Origin of the sequence: Rothia mucilaginosa, from assembly GCF_964210535.1 — a bacterium.
GTDB classification, from domain to species: Bacteria; Actinomycetota; Actinomycetes; order Actinomycetales; family Micrococcaceae; genus Rothia; species Rothia mucilaginosa_F.
Window position 1 is genome coordinate 1 of record NZ_CAXOMR010000022.1, and the last position, 16,028, is coordinate 16,028.

A 16,028-nucleotide genomic window follows, 5' to 3' on the forward strand; every position below is an offset into this window, starting at 1 on the left:
ACACTGTCATCACAAGAAAAGGTAGGTGCTAGAGAATCATCTCGTAGAAGTAGGCATCAGCGAGGTACAGGGTCTCTGCATACTCGACGGGGCTACCCTCTTCGGTGTAGCCGGTTGCGCAGACCTTGAACGCCGCCTCGCCCACGGGTACCTGCTGGTTGAATGCTTCGGCATCGGCGTCGGTGAAGAGCGCCGCGCTGGTGCGTACGCGAGCGTGCTTGATTGCGTTGGGAGTGTCAGCGAGCTGATCGAGGGAGCTCGAAGTGCCGGACATTTCCGCCATCATGGCGTCCAGAATGCTGCTTGCGGCGGCCTTCACAAAGTAGGAACGCTCAAAACCGATGACTTCGTGGTCGGCGAGGCGCAGACGGCGCACGAACAGCACCTTCTCGCCCACGGGCACGGACAGGTGGGTGGAGATTTCTTCGGTGGCGTCCATCCAGCGGGTCGCAATCATGCGGGTTGAGCCTTCGAATCCGCGGCGGCGCATGTCGTCAACGAAAGTGTCCACGCGCGGAATGTAGGTGGCGTCGCTACGCTCGGCAACGTAGGTGCCGGAGCCCTGCACGTTGTAGAGCAGGCCGCGTTCAATCAGAACCTTCAGGGCGCTACGAACCGTCTGGCGGCTCACCCCAAAGTTCTGCTGAATCATGCGCTCGGTGGGCAGCTTATCGCCGGGCTTGCCGGGAATAATGTAGCGCTGCTCAATGTAGTGGATAACCTGCTCGTACTTCGGGCCGGGAATCGGGGGTAGCTCGTAGCGGCTCTCAGCGTTGTGAGCGGTACTTTCGGATGCGGTGGTGCCCGCAGAATGTGAGGGGGCACCGTGGTCGGTGGTCTGTGAGGAGTGTGAATTCATCACCCAATAGTTTACCGTTCAGCCAGAGAAAAAACGCGCACGAGTGAAAATTTCTCTTCCCTCAAACTGGCATAATTAAGACTATGCATTTTTCTAACACCCCTGCACCGCGCCCGAGCGGTCTGCTTCGCGTGGCAAGCGTGAATGTGAACGGTATCCGAGCCGCCTACAAGAAGGATATGGCGGCGTGGTTGGCGAACCGTGACATCGACATTCTCTGCCTGCAGGAGGTGCGCGCCCCCGACGCTATCGTGCGTGAGCTGCTGGACGAATCCCAGTGGCATATTCTGCACGCGGAGGCTGCCGCTAAGGGCCGTGCGGGCGTGCTGGTGGCGACCCGCCGCACCCCGAACTCAGCCGGTGAGGTTCTGGAGAACCAGCCGGTCGCGACCCGCTCGAACATCAGCGAAGAGTACTTTGACGACTCGGGCCGCTGGGTTGAGGCGGACTACGTTCTGCCCAACGGCAAGACCCTGACCGTGGTCAGCGCCTACGTTCACTCCGGCGAGGTCGGCACCCAGAAGCAGGAGGATAAGTACCGCTTCCTGGAGCGTATGCTGGTGCGCATGCCTGAGCTGGCTAAGCACTCGGACCACGTGCTCATTGTGGGCGATTTGAACGTGGGCCACACCGAGCTGGACATTAAGAACTGGAAGGCTAACCAGAAGCGTGCCGGCTTCCTGCCGGAGGAACGCGCCTACTTTGACCGTTTCTTTGGCGAGATCGGCTACCGCGATGTGGCTCGTGAGCTGGCGGGTCAGGTGCCCGGCCCCTACACCTGGTGGTCTTACCGCGGTAAGGCGTTCGATAATGACGCAGGCTGGCGTATCGACTACCACATGGCGACGCCGGCGCTCGCCGAAAGCGCCGTGGAAGCGGTCGTGGACCGCGCGGCAAGCTACGATGAGCGTTTCAGCGATCACGCGCCGCTCGTGGTTGACTACCGCATCGGTGAGTAAGACGCGGGCCCACCTACAGATAAGTTTTTGAAGATGTGCTGCACCGTCCGCAGCACCGCACAGGAAGAACTGCACAGGAAATAACTATGGCAGACGAAAAGAAGCAGGATAAGTCCCTCATCCCTAACGCCTCTCAGCAGAAGGCGCGTATCTACTCGGGTGCGCAGCCGTCGGCTGATTCGATGCACCTGGGTAACTACATTGGTGCTGTGAACAACTGGGTGGCTCTGCAGGATGACCCGAATAACGAATGCCTGTTCTTTATTCCGGATATGCATGCCATCACCGTTCCGCAGAACCCCGAGGAGCTGCGTGAGCGTACCCGCCTGACCGCGGCGCAGTACATCGCCTCCGGTATTGACCCGACCCGCACCCCGCTGTTCGTGCAGTCGCACGTGCCCGAGCACGCCCAGCTGGCGTGGATCCTGAACTGCTTCACCGGCTTCGGTGAGGCCTCCCGCATGACCCAGTTCAAGGACAAGTCCCAGAAGCAGGGCGCTGAGAACGCCTCCGTGGGTCTGTTCACCTACCCGATTCTGATGGCTGCCGACATCCTGCTCTACCAGGTGGACGGCGTACCCGTGGGCGAGGATCAGCGCCAGCACCTGGAGCTGACCCGTAACCTGGCTCAGCGCTTCAACTCCCGTTTCGGCGAGACCTTCGTGGTGCCCGATCCGGTGATTCTGAAGGAAACCGCTAAGATTTACGACCTGCAGGACCCGACCTCGAAGATGTCTAAGTCTGCGGCATCCGATAAGGGCCTGATCAAGCTTCTGGACACCCCCAAGGTCACCCAGAAGAAGATCAAGTCCGCCGTGACCGATGACGGCTCCGTCATCGCCTATGACCGCGAGGCTAAGCCCGGCGTCTCCAACCTGCTCTCCATCTACTCGGCAATGACCGGCGAGAGCATCGACGAGATTGTGGCACGCTACGAGGGCAAGATGTACGGCCACCTGAAGGTTGACCTTGCCGATATCGTGGTGGAGCGCCTCACCCCGGTGCGTGAGCGTACCCTCGAGCTGATGGACGACCCCGCCGAGCTGGACCGCCTGCTGGCTGTGGGCGCATCCGCTGCCCGCGAGATCGCTACGGTCACCATTGAGAACGTGTACAAGAAGGTTGGCTTCCTGCCTGCCGCCGCAATCTAGCGCGCTGTTCAGCCAGTTCGGCTGAGGCGCCGCATGACCTGCACGATTGAGATGACAGCACAAGAGAACTCTTCGAGCCCCACGACGGCTCCTGTATCCCCGACCCTGAAGCCCGGTCACCGCTACCTGAGCGTTATTGCGCACGTGAGCGGTGAGAATGTTCAGCGCCTGGAAGAGTGGAAGCGTGCGGTAGCCGGTGGTGCGGTGGCGCCTATCAGCACCCACGTGACCGTGTACCTGACGGAGCTGACCGAGTCTCTCCTGGCTGCGGTGCAGTCCCCCCTGTTCCGCGAGGCGCTGGATGCGCCGCGTTTTGAGGCGCGCTGGGGTTCGGTGCACTCCTTCCGCCCGGTCACCGAGGTGGAGTACCTGAACCTGGAGGCGGGTAAGGCCGAGTTCGAGCAGATTCACCAGAAGCTGGTTGAGCTATTCGGTACCGGTGCGGCGTCCTTCCCCTATGTGCCGCACGTGACCCTGGGTCAAGGGCTCACGCAGGAGCAGGTTGATCACGCCCGTGAGGTGTTTGACGCTCTGCCCGCCGAGCAGCGTACCTTCACCGTGGATCACCTGCACTGCTACTCCTACGACGGGCAGGACTGGGAAGAAATTCGGGTTCTGCCGCTGCGGTAGTAGCCGGCGTACAAACCTGGAATATAGCAAGAGAGATGCGACCGATAAGTTATCGGTCGCATCTCTCTTTGTGTTTTCGCTAGGTTTATCCCAGAGAGAGTTATCTCAGCGTGAGAGTTCTAGTGGGAGTGGCCCTCGCCAGACTCGTGCGCGTCAGCCGAAGCCGAGGAGGAAGCAGCGCCGTGCGCCTCAGCCTCAACCGGTGCAGCGTTCGAAGAAGAGACACCCAGAATCTCGTTCGGGGTCTTCGGAAGCTCCACGCTCATCAGCTCCTTCGGCGCTGCCGGGTTCGACAGGGACACCGCAATGAGCTTCTTGGTTGCCGGGTCGGTCACGTAGGCGGTCTTACCGTCCACCCACAGTGCCGGACGCTCGTCCTGCCAGGTCTCAGACTCGGTCCACGCCTCCATGAGCTGTACGGAGCCCAGCTCGGCACCGGTTGCCGGATTGAAGACACGCAGCTTGCCGTCGGTGGTCAGCAGCAGTGCCTCACCCTGGGGGCCGCGAGCCAGCGAACGGAAGGTGTAGCTCACGCCAGAGGGCAGGGAGTAGACGGTGCGGGTTGCCGCAACGGTGTCGATAATGGAGAACTTCTCGGGGCGCTCCAGCTTGGCGTCCTTGTCGGTCTTGTAGTCCGCCAGAACGTACTGGGAATCAGCCTTACCAGCCTGGTTACCGGAACGCGAGTACGGGTCCTCGGGGTTGGTAATCTTGGTGAACTTGCCGTCCTTGTAGACCAGCGCGCCGTCGGTGCAACCGATGGTGAACGCGCCGTCCTTGGCGATAGCTTCACCATGAACACCGGGGCATGCGGGGCTCTCGAGAACGGTCTTACCCTGCGCGTCCACAACAGCGGCACCGGTGCGGGTCTTCGAGTCGCCAACCGCTACCAGGTACTGGTCGTTGGGCAGCGGGATTGCGAAGCCGTGGTGCGGCTTCGGCAGGGTGACGGTGGTGGTCTCCAGGGAGGAGGCGGTGCGCTTATCGTGGGTCAGCTTCGCCGGGTCGTACACGGCGAAGGAGCCGGTGCCGTCGGCGAATGCCGCAACCTTGCCGTTGTCCTTGATGACGTGACCGGTGTGGTCAGCGGCAAGAGACAGTGAGGACAGGGAGGGCGCGGTGGTGTAGTAGTGCGAGTGGTCGCCATGCGCCACGGACCATACGCCGGTGTCCAGGAAGGTGTAGCTATTGCCGTCTGCAACGACGAGGTGGCGGTTATCGCCAGCGTCGGAGAGGCGCAGGAAGCCTTCCTTGGGGATGTCTGCGAGCAGCTTCATGTCCTTGGCGTCGTAGACGAGCACGCCGCCGTCGTAAGTGATAGCGACGCGGCTTGCCGCGCCCTTGCCTTCGGTGATGGGTGCGGGAGTTGCGCTCGCGGAGGTGGAGGCGCTGGGGCTGGTCTGCGTATTCTGGCCAGTCTGGGCGTTCTGGGTGGTCTGGGAGCCGCATGCGGTCAGGGCGAGGGCGGCTACTGCGCCGAGTGCGCCGGCACGGGTGAGGAAAAACTTACGGGTCATGTGCATACATCAAGGCTAACATGAGAATGGTTCTCTATAGGGGTTGGTTCTTGGCTCGTATCAGAGTCTGGAAGTGCAGTCTATGCGGGGTGCGTAAGGCATTCTACCTCCCCCTATTCGGCCGAGGGCAGCATCCTTTCGTCCCCACTGAGCGAAACCCTTGAACCGACCCGCGAAGCGGCTCATCAGGGCATAAAAAACCGGCTCCCTTCCGAAAAGAAGAGAACCGGTTTTTCAAGAGGTGTCTTTTGTTCGAGTAGGGTTCAAGCGCCTACTCGGAGCTAAACATTTAGGGCTAAAAATTTAGAGAAGGTTGTTCAGGCCTCGTGCCTTAACCTCGCCCACAGCGTCCTTGACAGCCTGTGCCTTGGAGCGCGGAGCGACCAGCAGAGCATCGGGGGTATCCACCACAACGATATCATCGAGGCCAAGGATAGAGATCTTACGGTCGGTATTCGCAACAACAATGCCGGAGCAACCGTGGTTAATGACGTTGTCCTTCTCGCCGAGGATGGTCAGCTCTTCGCCGCTCTTTTCGGTGTTCAGGCGTGCCACGGCGTCGAAATCTCCAACGTCGTCCCAGCTAAAGGAGCCGGGAACCATTGCAACGTCGCCTGCTGCTGCGGCGGGCTCAGCCACCGCGTAGTCAATAGCGGTCTTCGGCAGGGTCTCCCACACGCGCTCCATGACGGCCTCGCGCTCGGGGGTGTCCCATGCGTTGGCAATCTCCATGATGCCCGCGTACAGCTCGGGCTCGTTCGCCTCGAGGTGCTTGAGCATCAGGGCTGCCGGTGCCACGAACATGCCTGCGTTCCAGGTGTACTCACCGGAATCCAGGTACTTCTGCGCGGTAGCGGTGTCCGGCTTCTCCACGAAGGTGTCCACTGCGTGTGCGTTGGGTGCACCCTCGATGCCCAGGGACTCGCTGGCGTGAATGTAGCCAAACGCGCTGGAGGGCTCGGTGGGGGTAATACCGATGGTGACAATCTTGCCGGTTGCCGCGGTGGTGACAGCTTCGGTCACCACGCGGTGGAACTCATCCACGGGGCTGATGACGTGGTCAGCTGCGAAGGAGCCAATGATGGCGTCCGGTTCGCGGCGGTGGATGATAGCGCAAGCCAGACCGATAGCTGCAGCCGAATCCTTGGGGGAGGGCTCCAGTACCAGGTCAGCGGCACGCAGTTCAGGAATCTGCTGGGTAACCGCATTGGCGTGCGAAGTGCCGGTAACCACCATGACGGAACCGTTGCTGAGATCGATGAGACGGTCGTAGGTGTCACGCAGCAGGGAATTGCCCGACGAGGTGAGGTCGAGCAGGAATTTCGGGGCGTGCGCGCGGGACAGGGGCCACAAACGCGAGCCAACACCGCCGGCGGGAATGAGCGGGCGGAATCGAGTGAGTGCAGTATTCATCGCTTCAAGAATAGCGGGTCAATTTGTCATATATCGAATTCTTTTAGGTTTTAACAAAAAAGTGTCAGGCGGCTCTCATTTAGATGATGTTTGAGGTTAGGTTAAGGTAAGTTCCGCACAAACACAGGGAAGTAGGCGATATGGTAATAAAAACATGCCCTAATTCACTTTTAGAACCTGTAAAAATTCCCTAAACAGGGTGTCAATAAGCTGTGAATTTACCTGATATCTTGGAAGTAACAGACGAACAAAAGCAGTCGGTGAGCACACAGCTGTGCCCGGAAGCTGAGGGTCATAATGACCCCTTAGAACCCGGAAGCTCGCCGTCGCAGCAGGAGGTTATTCAGTGTTGAATGGTTCTAAAGGAACCCTCTACCGCGGCCGCTGGGGCATGTGGTCCTGGGTTGCTCATCGCATTACCGGTATCGCGATTTTCTTCTTCCTTCTTGTACACATCCTGGATACTGCCGTCGTGCGTATCTCCCCGGAGGCCTACAACGGCGTACTGAGCCTGTACAAGAACCCCATCATGGGTCTGGGTGAGACCGCGCTTGTCGCCGCCATCGTCTACCACGCTTTCAACGGTATCCGCATTATCCTCATTGACTTCTGGGGTAAGGCAACCAACTCACACGTGGAGCACATCCAGGCGAAGAACAAGGACGGCAACGTCGAAATCAGCCAGAAGGCAACTTACACGCACATCAAGATTCTCTGGGTTGTGCTTTTCCTCTGGGCAATCACCGTTGCTGGCTTTGCAGCACGTCACCTGCCGATCGTTTTCTCGCACATGGGAGGTCACTAAACTATGGCTACTCCGCTTAAGCCCCGCACCTATGTACCCCGTCTGCGTGACAACCGCATCGACGGTGTGAAGTACAACCGCTCCTCCTCCAAGCGCAACAACTTTGAGATGTTCGCTTGGCTGGGTATGCGCCTGTCCGGCGTCGTACTCGTCGTGCTGATTTTCGGTCACCTGTTCTCCAACCTCATGGTCGGCGACGGCATCCACGCCATCGACTTCGGCTTCGTGGGCGGCAAGTGGGCGAACCCCTTCTGGCAGGTCTGGGACCTGCTGCTGCTCTGGCTGGCTATGCTGCACGGTGCTAACGGTATCCGCGTCATCATCGATGACTACGCAGAGAAGGACCGCCTGCGCGTTTGGCTGAAGGTCATCCTCTTCGCAGCATGCGCATTCGTCCTGCTGGTTGGTACCCTCACCATCTTCGCGTTCGACCCCTGCCCCTCCGGCGCAGCGGCTGAACTGCTCCCCAGCTTCTGCTCGGCACGCTAACGGCGACGTATCCGAGACAAACGAAAACATCTAAAACACAGAAAGAACATCATGCAGGTACATAAGTACGATGTAGTGATCGTCGGTGCCGGCGGCGCAGGTATGCGTGCCGCCATTGAGGCCGGTCAGCGAGTTCGCACCGCGGTACTGACCAAGCTATACCCCACCCGCTCCCACACCGGTGCGGCACAGGGTGGCATGTGCGCCGCTCTGGCTAACGTTGAAGAGGACAACTGGGAGTGGCACACCTTTGACACCGTCAAGGGTGGCGACTACCTGGTTGACCAGGACGCAGCAGAAATCATGGCGAAGGAAGCTATCGACGCTGTGCTCGACCTGGAAAAGATGGGTCTTCCCTTCAACCGAACCCCCGAAGGCCGCATCGACCAGCGCCGCTTCGGTGGCCACACCCGTGACCACGGTAAGGCTGCTGTGCGCCGCGCATGCTACGCAGCTGACCGTACCGGCCACATGATTCTGCAGACCCTCTACCAGAACTGCGTTCGCCACAATGTGGAGTTCTACAACGAGTTCTACGTTCTCGACCTGATCCTGGTCAAGGACGAAGAGGGTAAGCCCCGCCCCGCCGGCGTTGTCTCCTACGACCTGGCAACCGGCGAGGTTCACGTCTTCCAGGCTAAGTCCGTGATTTTCGCATCCGGCGGCTGCGGCAAGATCTTCAAGACCACCTCCAACGCACACACCCTCACCGGTGACGGCATGGCTATTGCACTGCGCGCAGGCCTGCCCCTGGAGGACATGGAATTCGTTCAGTTCCACCCGACCGGCCTGGCTGGCCTGGGCATTCTCGTCACCGAGGGTGCTCGTGGTGAGGGCGGTATTCTCCGTAACGCTGACGGTGAGCGCTTCATGGAGCGCTATGCACCCACCATTAAGGACCTCGCACCCCGCGATATCGTGGCACGTGCAATGGCGAACGAGGTGCGCGAAGGCCGCGGTTGCGGTCCCCACAAGGACTACGTGCTGCTGGACCTGACCCACCTGGAGCCCTCGCACATCGACGAGAAGCTGCCCGATATTACCGAGTTCGCTCGTACCTACCTGGCAGTGGAACCGCACCACCAGCCCATCCCGGTGTTCCCCACCGCGCACTACGCAATGGGCGGTATCCCCACCAACAACGAGACCGAGGTCTACCACAACAGCAAGGAGACCATCCCCGGCCTCTACGCAGCTGGTGAGGTCGCTTGTGTGTCCGTCCACGGTGCAAACCGTCTGGGCACCAACTCCCTGCTGGACATCAACGTGTTCGGTAAGCGTGCAGGCCGCAAGGCTGCAGAGTACGCAGCATCCGCTGAGTTCGTACCCGTTCCGGACGACGCAGCAGATCGCGTTCTGAACATGCTCAACGGCATCCTCGAAGGCAAGGGCACCGAGAAGGTCGGCGCTATCCGTGCAGACCTGCAGAAGGCTATGGAAGCTGACATGCAGGTGTTCCGTACCGACGAGACCATCCGCGCAGCACTGGCAACCATCGCTGAACTGGAAGAGCGTTACAAGAACATCTCCATCCAGGACAAGGGCAAGCGCTTCAACCTCGACCTGCTCGAGGCTGTCGAGCTCGGCTTCCTGATTGAGCTGGCAAAGGTCATGTCCGTTGGCGCGCTGCACCGTAAGGAATCCCGTGGTGGTCACTACCGCGAGGACTTCCCCAAGCGTGACGACGTCAACTTCATGAAGCACTCGATGGTCTACCTCGACCCCGAATCCGAGTTTGAGGGTGTCAAGGGCCTGCGATTCGAAACCAAGCCCGTTGTCTACACCCGCTACGAGCCGAAGGAGCGTAAGTACTAAAATGGCTGAAAACGAACTCCCCGAACCGGAATCCGTCAAGCTGTTTGAGGGTATGACCGGCGGCGACTCCGATTCCATCCCCACGTACGATGTGGTCATCAAGATTCGCCGCTACAACCCGGAAGTTTCCTCCGAGGCGTACTGGGACGAATTCCCGCTGACCATGTACCGCACCGACCGCGTGCTCGATGCTCTGCACAAGATCAAGTGGGAAGTAGACGGTTCTGTCTCCTTCCGCCGCTCCTGTGCACACGGTATTTGTGGCTCGGATGCAATGCGCATCAACGGCCGTAACCGCCTGGCTTGCAAGACCCTGCTGAAGGACCTTGACCTGTCCAAGCCGATTACCGTTGAGCCCATCAAGGGTCTGCCCTGCGAAAAGGACCTCATCGTTGACATGGAGCCCTTCTTCCAGGCATACCGCGAAATCATGCCGTTCTTCATCAACGATTCGAACGAGCCTGAGCGTGAGCGCCTGCAGACCATTGAGGACCGTGCACGTTTCGATGACACCACCAAGTGCATCCTCTGTGCAGCATGTACCTCGTCCTGCCCGGTCTTCTGGACCGACGGTCAGTACTTCGGCCCCTCCGCTATCGTGAACGCACACCGCTTCATCTTCGACTCGCGCGATGATGCAGGCGACCTGCGTCTGGAGATCCTCAACGACAAGGAAGGCGTATGGCGTTGCCGTACCACCTTCAACTGCACCGAGGCTTGCCCCCGTGGCATCCAGATCACCAAGGCTATTGCCGAGGTGAAGCAGGCAATCCTGAGCCGCTCGCTCTAATCTGAGCACGCGGTATCAGCTGATATAGCATTGACGATTCAAGCCGTCACCCACACCGGGTGGCGGCTTGAATCGTTTGACAGAAAAGGCCCGGCTGAAAGGCTGAGTAGAGCATTTTCGGGGGATCCGGGGCGCACAAAAACTCTTCACAATCTGTCATAAAGTCATAGATATTCTCGAGGGCTGTCAGAAAGGGGGAGTAGGTAGGTAAACCCCGGTGTGCGGCGTTATTCTACTGTGTATGGTTTTCGCTAATTCTCGCTACGATTTGTCCACCCCCGTCTTTGACGACTGGGTGGAGCGCATGATGGGTACCCTCGTGCAGTTCCGCCGCGAAGTGCACGCTAACCCGGAGCTTTCCTTCCGTGAGGTGGCGACCACTGAGCGCCTCATGAATCGACTGCGAGAAGCCGGCATGAACCCCGTTGCTTGCGAAGGCACCGGCTGCTACGTCGATATCGGAAGCGGCCCCTTCGCCCTGGCTTTGCGCGCCGATATTGATGCTCTGCCCATTGTTGAGCAGACCGACCTGCCCTACGCCTCCACCGTGCCCGGCGTGATGCACGCTTGCGGCCACGATATTCACCAGACCGTCATGCTCGGCGTGGCGCTGGCACTGCACGAACTGAACGGGAAGACCCCGCTGGGTCGTAGCGTCCGTATTCTCTTCCAGCCCGCCGAGGAGCAGCTTCCCGGTGGCGCGGTGCAGATGATTTCGCAGGGTCTGCTCAAGGACATTCCGCGTGCCTTTGCCCTGCACTGCGACCCGAAGGTGGACCTGGGCCAGATTGGCACCCGTATCGGTGCGATTACTAGTGCCTCCGACACCGTGAAGATTCACCTGAGCGGCCACGGTGGACACACTTCCCGCCCGCACCTGACTGAGGACCTCATCTACGCGATGAGTCAGATTGCTGTGCAGGTTCCCGCCGTGCTGACCCGCCGCACCGACGTGCGTTCGGGCGTGCTGGTGGCATGGGGCCAGGTCAGCGCCGGTGTTGCCCCCAACGCTATCCCCGCAGAAGGCTACCTGGCGGGCACCATGCGTTGCCTAGATGTTGAGGTGTGGCGCCAGGCAGGCAACATGCTGGATGAAGTCATCGAGCAGGTTGCCGTACCCTTCGGCGTGAACGCGCGTGTGGAGCATATCCGCGGCGTGCCCCCGGTCGTGAACACCGACCTGGAAACCACCATGCTCGAGAACGCCGCCCGCGCCGAACTGGGCGAGGACTCCATCGTGCTGGTCGAGCAGTCCATGGGCGGCGAAGACTTCGCGTGGATGTTGCAGGAAGTTCCCGGCTCCATGTTCCGCCTGGGTACCCGCGCCCCCGGCGACCCCACCTATGATCTGCACCAGGGTGATTACGCCCCGAGCGAGCAGGCGATCGGCATTGGTGTGCGCGTCATGGCGGCAACTGCCCTGCGTGCCGTCCGTTTTGAGCTGGCGAAGGCAGCGAAGGCGGCGAACCCCATCCGCGATGAGGCACGCTAAAGAGCTTTTCGAAAGCTTATAAGCCAGGCTTGAAAGTACGACTATATAGCCGCATCAAGCCTCGAATGCTGTATAAGTTTCACCCCGTTACCTCTCACCGAGTGACGGGGTGAAACTCTATGCACGCGATAGAATTAAAAGGATTATGAGGACATTTGCGTTATGTTCCCGACCCAGTGCCAACACACCCTCGGGGGATGAAGGAGATAGCGCATCATCACACGGCGCACGCCGGAGGAGGACACCCAATGAGCTTCTTTGGAATCGGCAAGAAGAAGTTGGATGAACAGTCGCGCGACGAACAGAGCGCCGAAACTGCCAAGGCTCAGAAAGAACAGGCAAGCGAAGACGCTCCCAAGAGTGCACGACTGAGCCAGAAGATTATGGAACAGCAGCAGTGGGAGGACTCCCTGCGCCGCTTCGTGAAGTCTGAGAGTGCACGCCACCAGAACCACGACGAAGAGCAGAGCGAGGAGCACCGCGCTGTTGAGGATCTCAAGCGTGCCCTCCTGCACGGTGATGAGAAGGTTGAAGAATCTTCCGCTGCTGATGAGCTGACCGAGGAACAGGCGGAGGAGCAGGAGCGCCGCAGCCTGCTTGCGGCGCTTGGCGCTTTCCCGCAGGAGTCTGAGGAGCCTGTTGAGACCGAGCAGGTCGCTGAAGTCCAGGACGTTGAAGAAGAAGCCGCCCCGGTTGCTGAGGCTGCTAAGCCCGCTACCCCCGCGTTCCTGCGCGATGACGAAGAGACCGAAGCTGAGGACGCATCTGTCGAGGCTGAGGAACCTAAGGATGCCGCTGAGGACGCGCGTTCCCAGTTTGAGGAGCACCTGCGTGCTCTGCGTGCCCAGAACACCGAAGATACTGCCGCTGAGGTCGCTGAGGAGACTGCAGTTGAGGCAGAAGACGGCGAAGAGCCCGAGGTTGTCGAAGCATCTGTAGAAGCCACCGACAACAAGTCTGAGAACGCTCATTCTGTATCTGAGCCTGCATCTGAGGATGCTCCCGCTGATGCTGAGGAGTCCCTGACCGTAGAAGACACGAAGGCTGCCCGTACCCGCGCCGCCGTGACCGAGGCGCAGAATGCCGGCCTGGACGACCTGGCGGCAGCCTATGCGGCACGCCTGGGCATCACCCTCGATAGCGAAGAGGAGACCTTTGGCGAGGTCGCCTCCGATGAGGTAATCGCTGAAGAAGCTCCTGCTGATGAGGTAGTTGCTGAGGAAGCAGAGTCCGCTGAGGCACCCGAGTCCACTGAAGCTGCTGAATCTGTCGAAGACGCTGAGGCCTCTGAGGTATCCGCACCTGTTGCTGATGCTACTGAAGATTTCGAAGCTGAAGAGACCATTGACCTTACCGCAGGCGTAGAAGAGACTGCAGAGCCTGTTGCCGCTGGTGAGGAAGAGCCGATTGAGGCTGTCGTTGAGGCACCCGAACTGCTGGCATCTGAACTTACTGAGGAAGAAGACGCGGTCTCTGACGAGACCGAGCTACTCTCCGCTGTATCCATTGAGGAGAAGTACGAAGCGTCCGCCTCTGAATCGCTTGAGGCTGAGGACTTCGACGCTGAAGAAGAGAACACCGCAGAGCTGATCTTTGACGCTTCCGCTGCGGAAGAAACCGCTGTTGAGGACAGCGCCGCGGAAGAAACCGCTACGGAAGAGCCTGCTACCAAGATTGAGGACTCTGCGGCTGAAGGCTCCGGTTCTGAGGAGGGCGAGCCCGCCGAGAGCTCTTCTGTAGCTCCTGCTCTTGCCGCTGTTGCTGCGCCCGTGGCTGCTGCCGCTGCTGTTGCCTCCGCCGCAAAGGCTGAAAAGGCTGAGGAGAAGGCAGAAAAGGGCACCTCTCAGGGCGTCGCCCTGACCGCAGAGGCCATCGACAAGAAGGAAGCGGAGAAACAGGAGGCTTCCGCTCGCGAAGAGTCTGCTAAGGAACCCGCTGCAGAGTTGAAGGAAGCTGAGCAGAAGCTCAGCGAAGACGAGGCAGAGCTGGTTGCCGAGTCCATCATCCTGAACGAGCCCGCAGAGGGCGCAGCGACCCTGCCCGCTCTTACGGAGCAGCGTGCCCTCTACGGCCTGGCGGAGCTCATGCGTACCCGCGGTTCGGGCACCATGAGCCTGGAACTGCGCCAGGTAGATGAGGACATGCACTACCGTCTGCTGCACCGCGGTCGTGAGGTTGAAACCGGCATTGTGGTGCCCGGTGTTGACTGGTTCGCGCCCGTGGCGGCACTGTACACCGAGGCGCAGCAGGCTGGCGCGACTTGGAACCGTGCGGCGGTCTCCCTGAACCCGCGCCTGGGTGACGGTCTGGAAGTTCACGCATCCTACCTGGGTATGGCGGACGGCGAGACCACCCGTGAGAGCTTCCTGCTGGAGGGCGCCGCTGTCGAGGCTAAGCCTGTTGCAACCGCTGAGGCCGCTGAGGCTACCTCGCAGGAGGAGACTCAGAAAGCTTCTATCCAGCACGTTGATTCGGTCGAGGCTGAGCGTGAGCTGGAGGCTGAGCTTACTCAGAAGCAGGCAGCTAACGAGGCTGAGGCCGCTGTTGAATCTGCTGAAGAGCCCGTTGCTGAAACTGCTGATGAGACTACTTCTTCGGGTCTGTTGCCTGCCGCCGGTCTTGCTGCGGCGGGTACCGTTGCGGCTGGTGCCGCTGTCGCCTCCGCTCAGGAGAAGGAAGACGTAGAGGAGCCTGCTCAGACTGAGTTTGCGCCGGTTGAAGCTGAATTCGAGCACGATTACGAGAACGACCCGGTCTTCGGTGCCGCTACCGTAGAGCCCGAAGCCGAGCAGGCTGAAGAGTCCGCCGCTGAGGCAATCGAGGTATCTGCCGAGGACTCTGTAGAGACCGGCGAAGACATGGAAGCCGCCTTGGCTGCCATTGTCGCCAACGCTCAGAAGAAGCTGGATGCAGAGGAAGAAGCTCCTGCCGCTGAGGAAACTGCCGCAGCTACTGAGGAAGCACCCGCTGAGGAAGTTTCGGCTGTCGAGGAGCAGAAGGCTGCCGCCCCCGTGGTTGCAGAGTCCTTCACCTTGGACCGCACCCAGCCCGTTGAGGAATCTGCTGATGAGCCGGTCGCAGAGAAGGCCGAAGAGCCCGCCCTGCCCGCGTTCCTGGACGACTCTGAACTGCTGGCTGAGCAGGAGACCTCCGCTGCTTCCGCTGAAGCGCACGCTGAGGCACCTGCCCTGGAAGACGCTGAGCCTGTCGCTGAAAGCGCATCTGTGGCTCCCGGCCTGGCTGGTGCTCTTGCTGCAGCTGCCGCTGTGGGCACCGCCGGCGCCGCTGCGACGGCATCTGAGGCGAAGGCTCCCGCCGCTCAGGAAGAGCCCGCTGAGCTTAAGACCGTTGAGGTAACCCCCGCGGCTAAGATTGGTGAGGCTCCCGCAGCGGTTGCGCCTGCATCCGAGGCTGCCGCTCAGGCTACCCCTGCTGCACCCGCTGTAGCTTCTGCACCCGCCGCTCTGCCGGAGACCGCCCCCGCGGGCCTTTCCTCCAGCATCTCGGCATCGGCGCTGAGCGAGCTCAACCAGCTGCCCACCATCGTGGCTGAGCCGGACACCCCCTCCGCCGCGGTGCAGAGCCCGCTGGTTCCCTCGGAGACTCAGCTGGCAACCGGCAACCTGGTTCTGACGGAGGCTCAGGTCGCTCAGCGTCTGGCACCGGTCGTCGAGCACCTCTTCGGGGAGAACGGCACCGCAAAGGACGCCACCACCGTGCTGATTCGTGTGCGTGCGCTCGGCTCCTACTACGACGCCCTGACCCATGTACGCCGCAACGGCTTCTGGGAGCAGGTCCGCACCTTCGAGCTGATTCCTGAGACCCTGTTGGACATTCCGGCGCTGAAGACCGACTCCTACAGCGAGGGCGAGGGCTCGCCGCTGGCTATGAGCCTGACCTTCACCCCGGGCGTGCCGGTCCAGGCGGCATTCGATTATGCGAATGAGCAGGCGTTTGTCACCTACCCGCGTCCGCTGGATGTTGAACGTTACGTTGAGGAGCTGCGTATGTTCCCGCGTCTGGGTTCGAAGATCCCGGCTCATATGACGAGCGCTCTGTCGCACTGGAACCTCTAAACCCTTGTGAGGTGCGCCGCGCCGGCTCCCCG

12 protein-coding genes are annotated in these 16,028 nt (G+C 60.5%); 9 read left to right on the plus strand and 3 right to left on the minus strand.

Translation table 11 applies throughout. The features are described from left to right. Positions 1–28 precede the first annotated feature (28 nt). The gene (locus tag AB8C10_RS07390) at positions 29–862 is read right to left on the minus strand and encodes a GntR family transcriptional regulator (RefSeq protein ID WP_439958525.1); all 834 of its coding nucleotides are present in this window, start codon (positions 860–862) and stop codon (positions 29–31) included. 80 nt (positions 863–942) lie between these two features. Here AB8C10_RS07390 and AB8C10_RS07395 point away from each other — a divergent pair, with 80 nt between their 5' ends. From AB8C10_RS07395 to AB8C10_RS07405, 3 genes are all read left to right on the plus strand, one after another. Then, entirely contained in the window at positions 943–1,818 is an 876-nt protein-coding gene (locus AB8C10_RS07395) for an exodeoxyribonuclease III (RefSeq protein ID WP_368867356.1), read from the plus strand. 86 nt (positions 1,819–1,904) lie between these two features. Next, positions 1,905–2,969 carry a tryptophan--tRNA ligase gene (gene trpS / locus AB8C10_RS07400; protein WP_311448610.1) on the plus strand — a complete coding sequence of 355 codons (1,065 nt, stop codon included), beginning with the start codon at positions 1,905–1,907 and terminating at the stop codon, positions 2,967–2,969. A gap of 33 nt (positions 2,970–3,002) precedes the next feature. Further along, positions 3,003–3,599, plus strand: a complete 597-nt coding sequence (locus tag AB8C10_RS07405) for a 2'-5' RNA ligase family protein (RefSeq protein WP_368867357.1) — start codon at positions 3,003–3,005, stop codon at positions 3,597–3,599. Positions 3,600–3,718: 119 nt separating this feature from the next. Here the strand turns inward: AB8C10_RS07405 and AB8C10_RS07410 are convergent, their stop codons facing one another. Both AB8C10_RS07410 and AB8C10_RS07415 read right to left on the minus strand, forming a co-directional pair. Then, complete coding sequence (locus AB8C10_RS07410) at positions 3,719–5,116, minus strand: hypothetical protein (protein ID WP_439958526.1); 1,398 nt, start codon at positions 5,114–5,116, stop codon at positions 3,719–3,721. A 303-nt stretch (positions 5,117–5,419) separates the two neighbouring features. Then, the gene (locus tag AB8C10_RS07415) at positions 5,420–6,529 is read right to left on the minus strand and encodes a mannose-1-phosphate guanylyltransferase (RefSeq protein ID WP_368867359.1); all 1,110 of its coding nucleotides are present in this window, start codon (positions 6,527–6,529) and stop codon (positions 5,420–5,422) included. A gap of 346 nt (positions 6,530–6,875) precedes the next feature. Between AB8C10_RS07415 and sdhC the strand changes: the two genes are divergently transcribed. The 6 genes from sdhC to AB8C10_RS07445 all read left to right on the plus strand — a co-directional run bounded on the left by sdhC (position 6,876) and on the right by AB8C10_RS07445 (position 15,996). Continuing rightward, the gene (gene sdhC, locus AB8C10_RS07420; RefSeq protein WP_005506819.1) at positions 6,876–7,334 is read left to right on the plus strand and encodes a succinate dehydrogenase, cytochrome b556 subunit; all 459 of its coding nucleotides are present in this window, start codon (positions 6,876–6,878) and stop codon (positions 7,332–7,334) included. Between the two features lie 3 nt (positions 7,335–7,337). Beyond that, positions 7,338–7,823, plus strand: a complete 486-nt coding sequence (locus AB8C10_RS07425) for a succinate dehydrogenase hydrophobic membrane anchor subunit (protein ID WP_005506820.1) — start codon at positions 7,338–7,340, stop codon at positions 7,821–7,823. Positions 7,824–7,874: 51 nt separating this feature from the next. Beyond that, positions 7,875–9,638 (plus strand): succinate dehydrogenase flavoprotein subunit, encoded by a 1,764-nt coding sequence (gene sdhA / locus AB8C10_RS07430; RefSeq protein ID WP_049346822.1) that lies wholly within the window; start codon positions 7,875–7,877, stop codon positions 9,636–9,638. A gap of 1 nt (position 9,639) precedes the next feature. Then, entirely contained in the window at positions 9,640–10,428 is a 789-nt protein-coding gene (locus tag AB8C10_RS07435) for a succinate dehydrogenase iron-sulfur subunit (RefSeq protein WP_005506828.1), read from the plus strand. 241 nt (positions 10,429–10,669) lie between these two features. Next, a complete protein-coding gene (locus AB8C10_RS07440; protein ID WP_368867360.1) occupies positions 10,670–11,920 on the plus strand; it encodes an amidohydrolase in 1,251 nt (416 codons plus the stop codon). A gap of 248 nt (positions 11,921–12,168) precedes the next feature. Next, positions 12,169–15,996: an ornithinee aminotransferase gene (locus AB8C10_RS07445; RefSeq protein ID WP_368867361.1), complete on the plus strand. Its 3,828-nt coding sequence runs from the start codon at positions 12,169–12,171 to the stop codon at positions 15,994–15,996. Positions 15,997–16,028 lie beyond the last annotated feature (32 nt).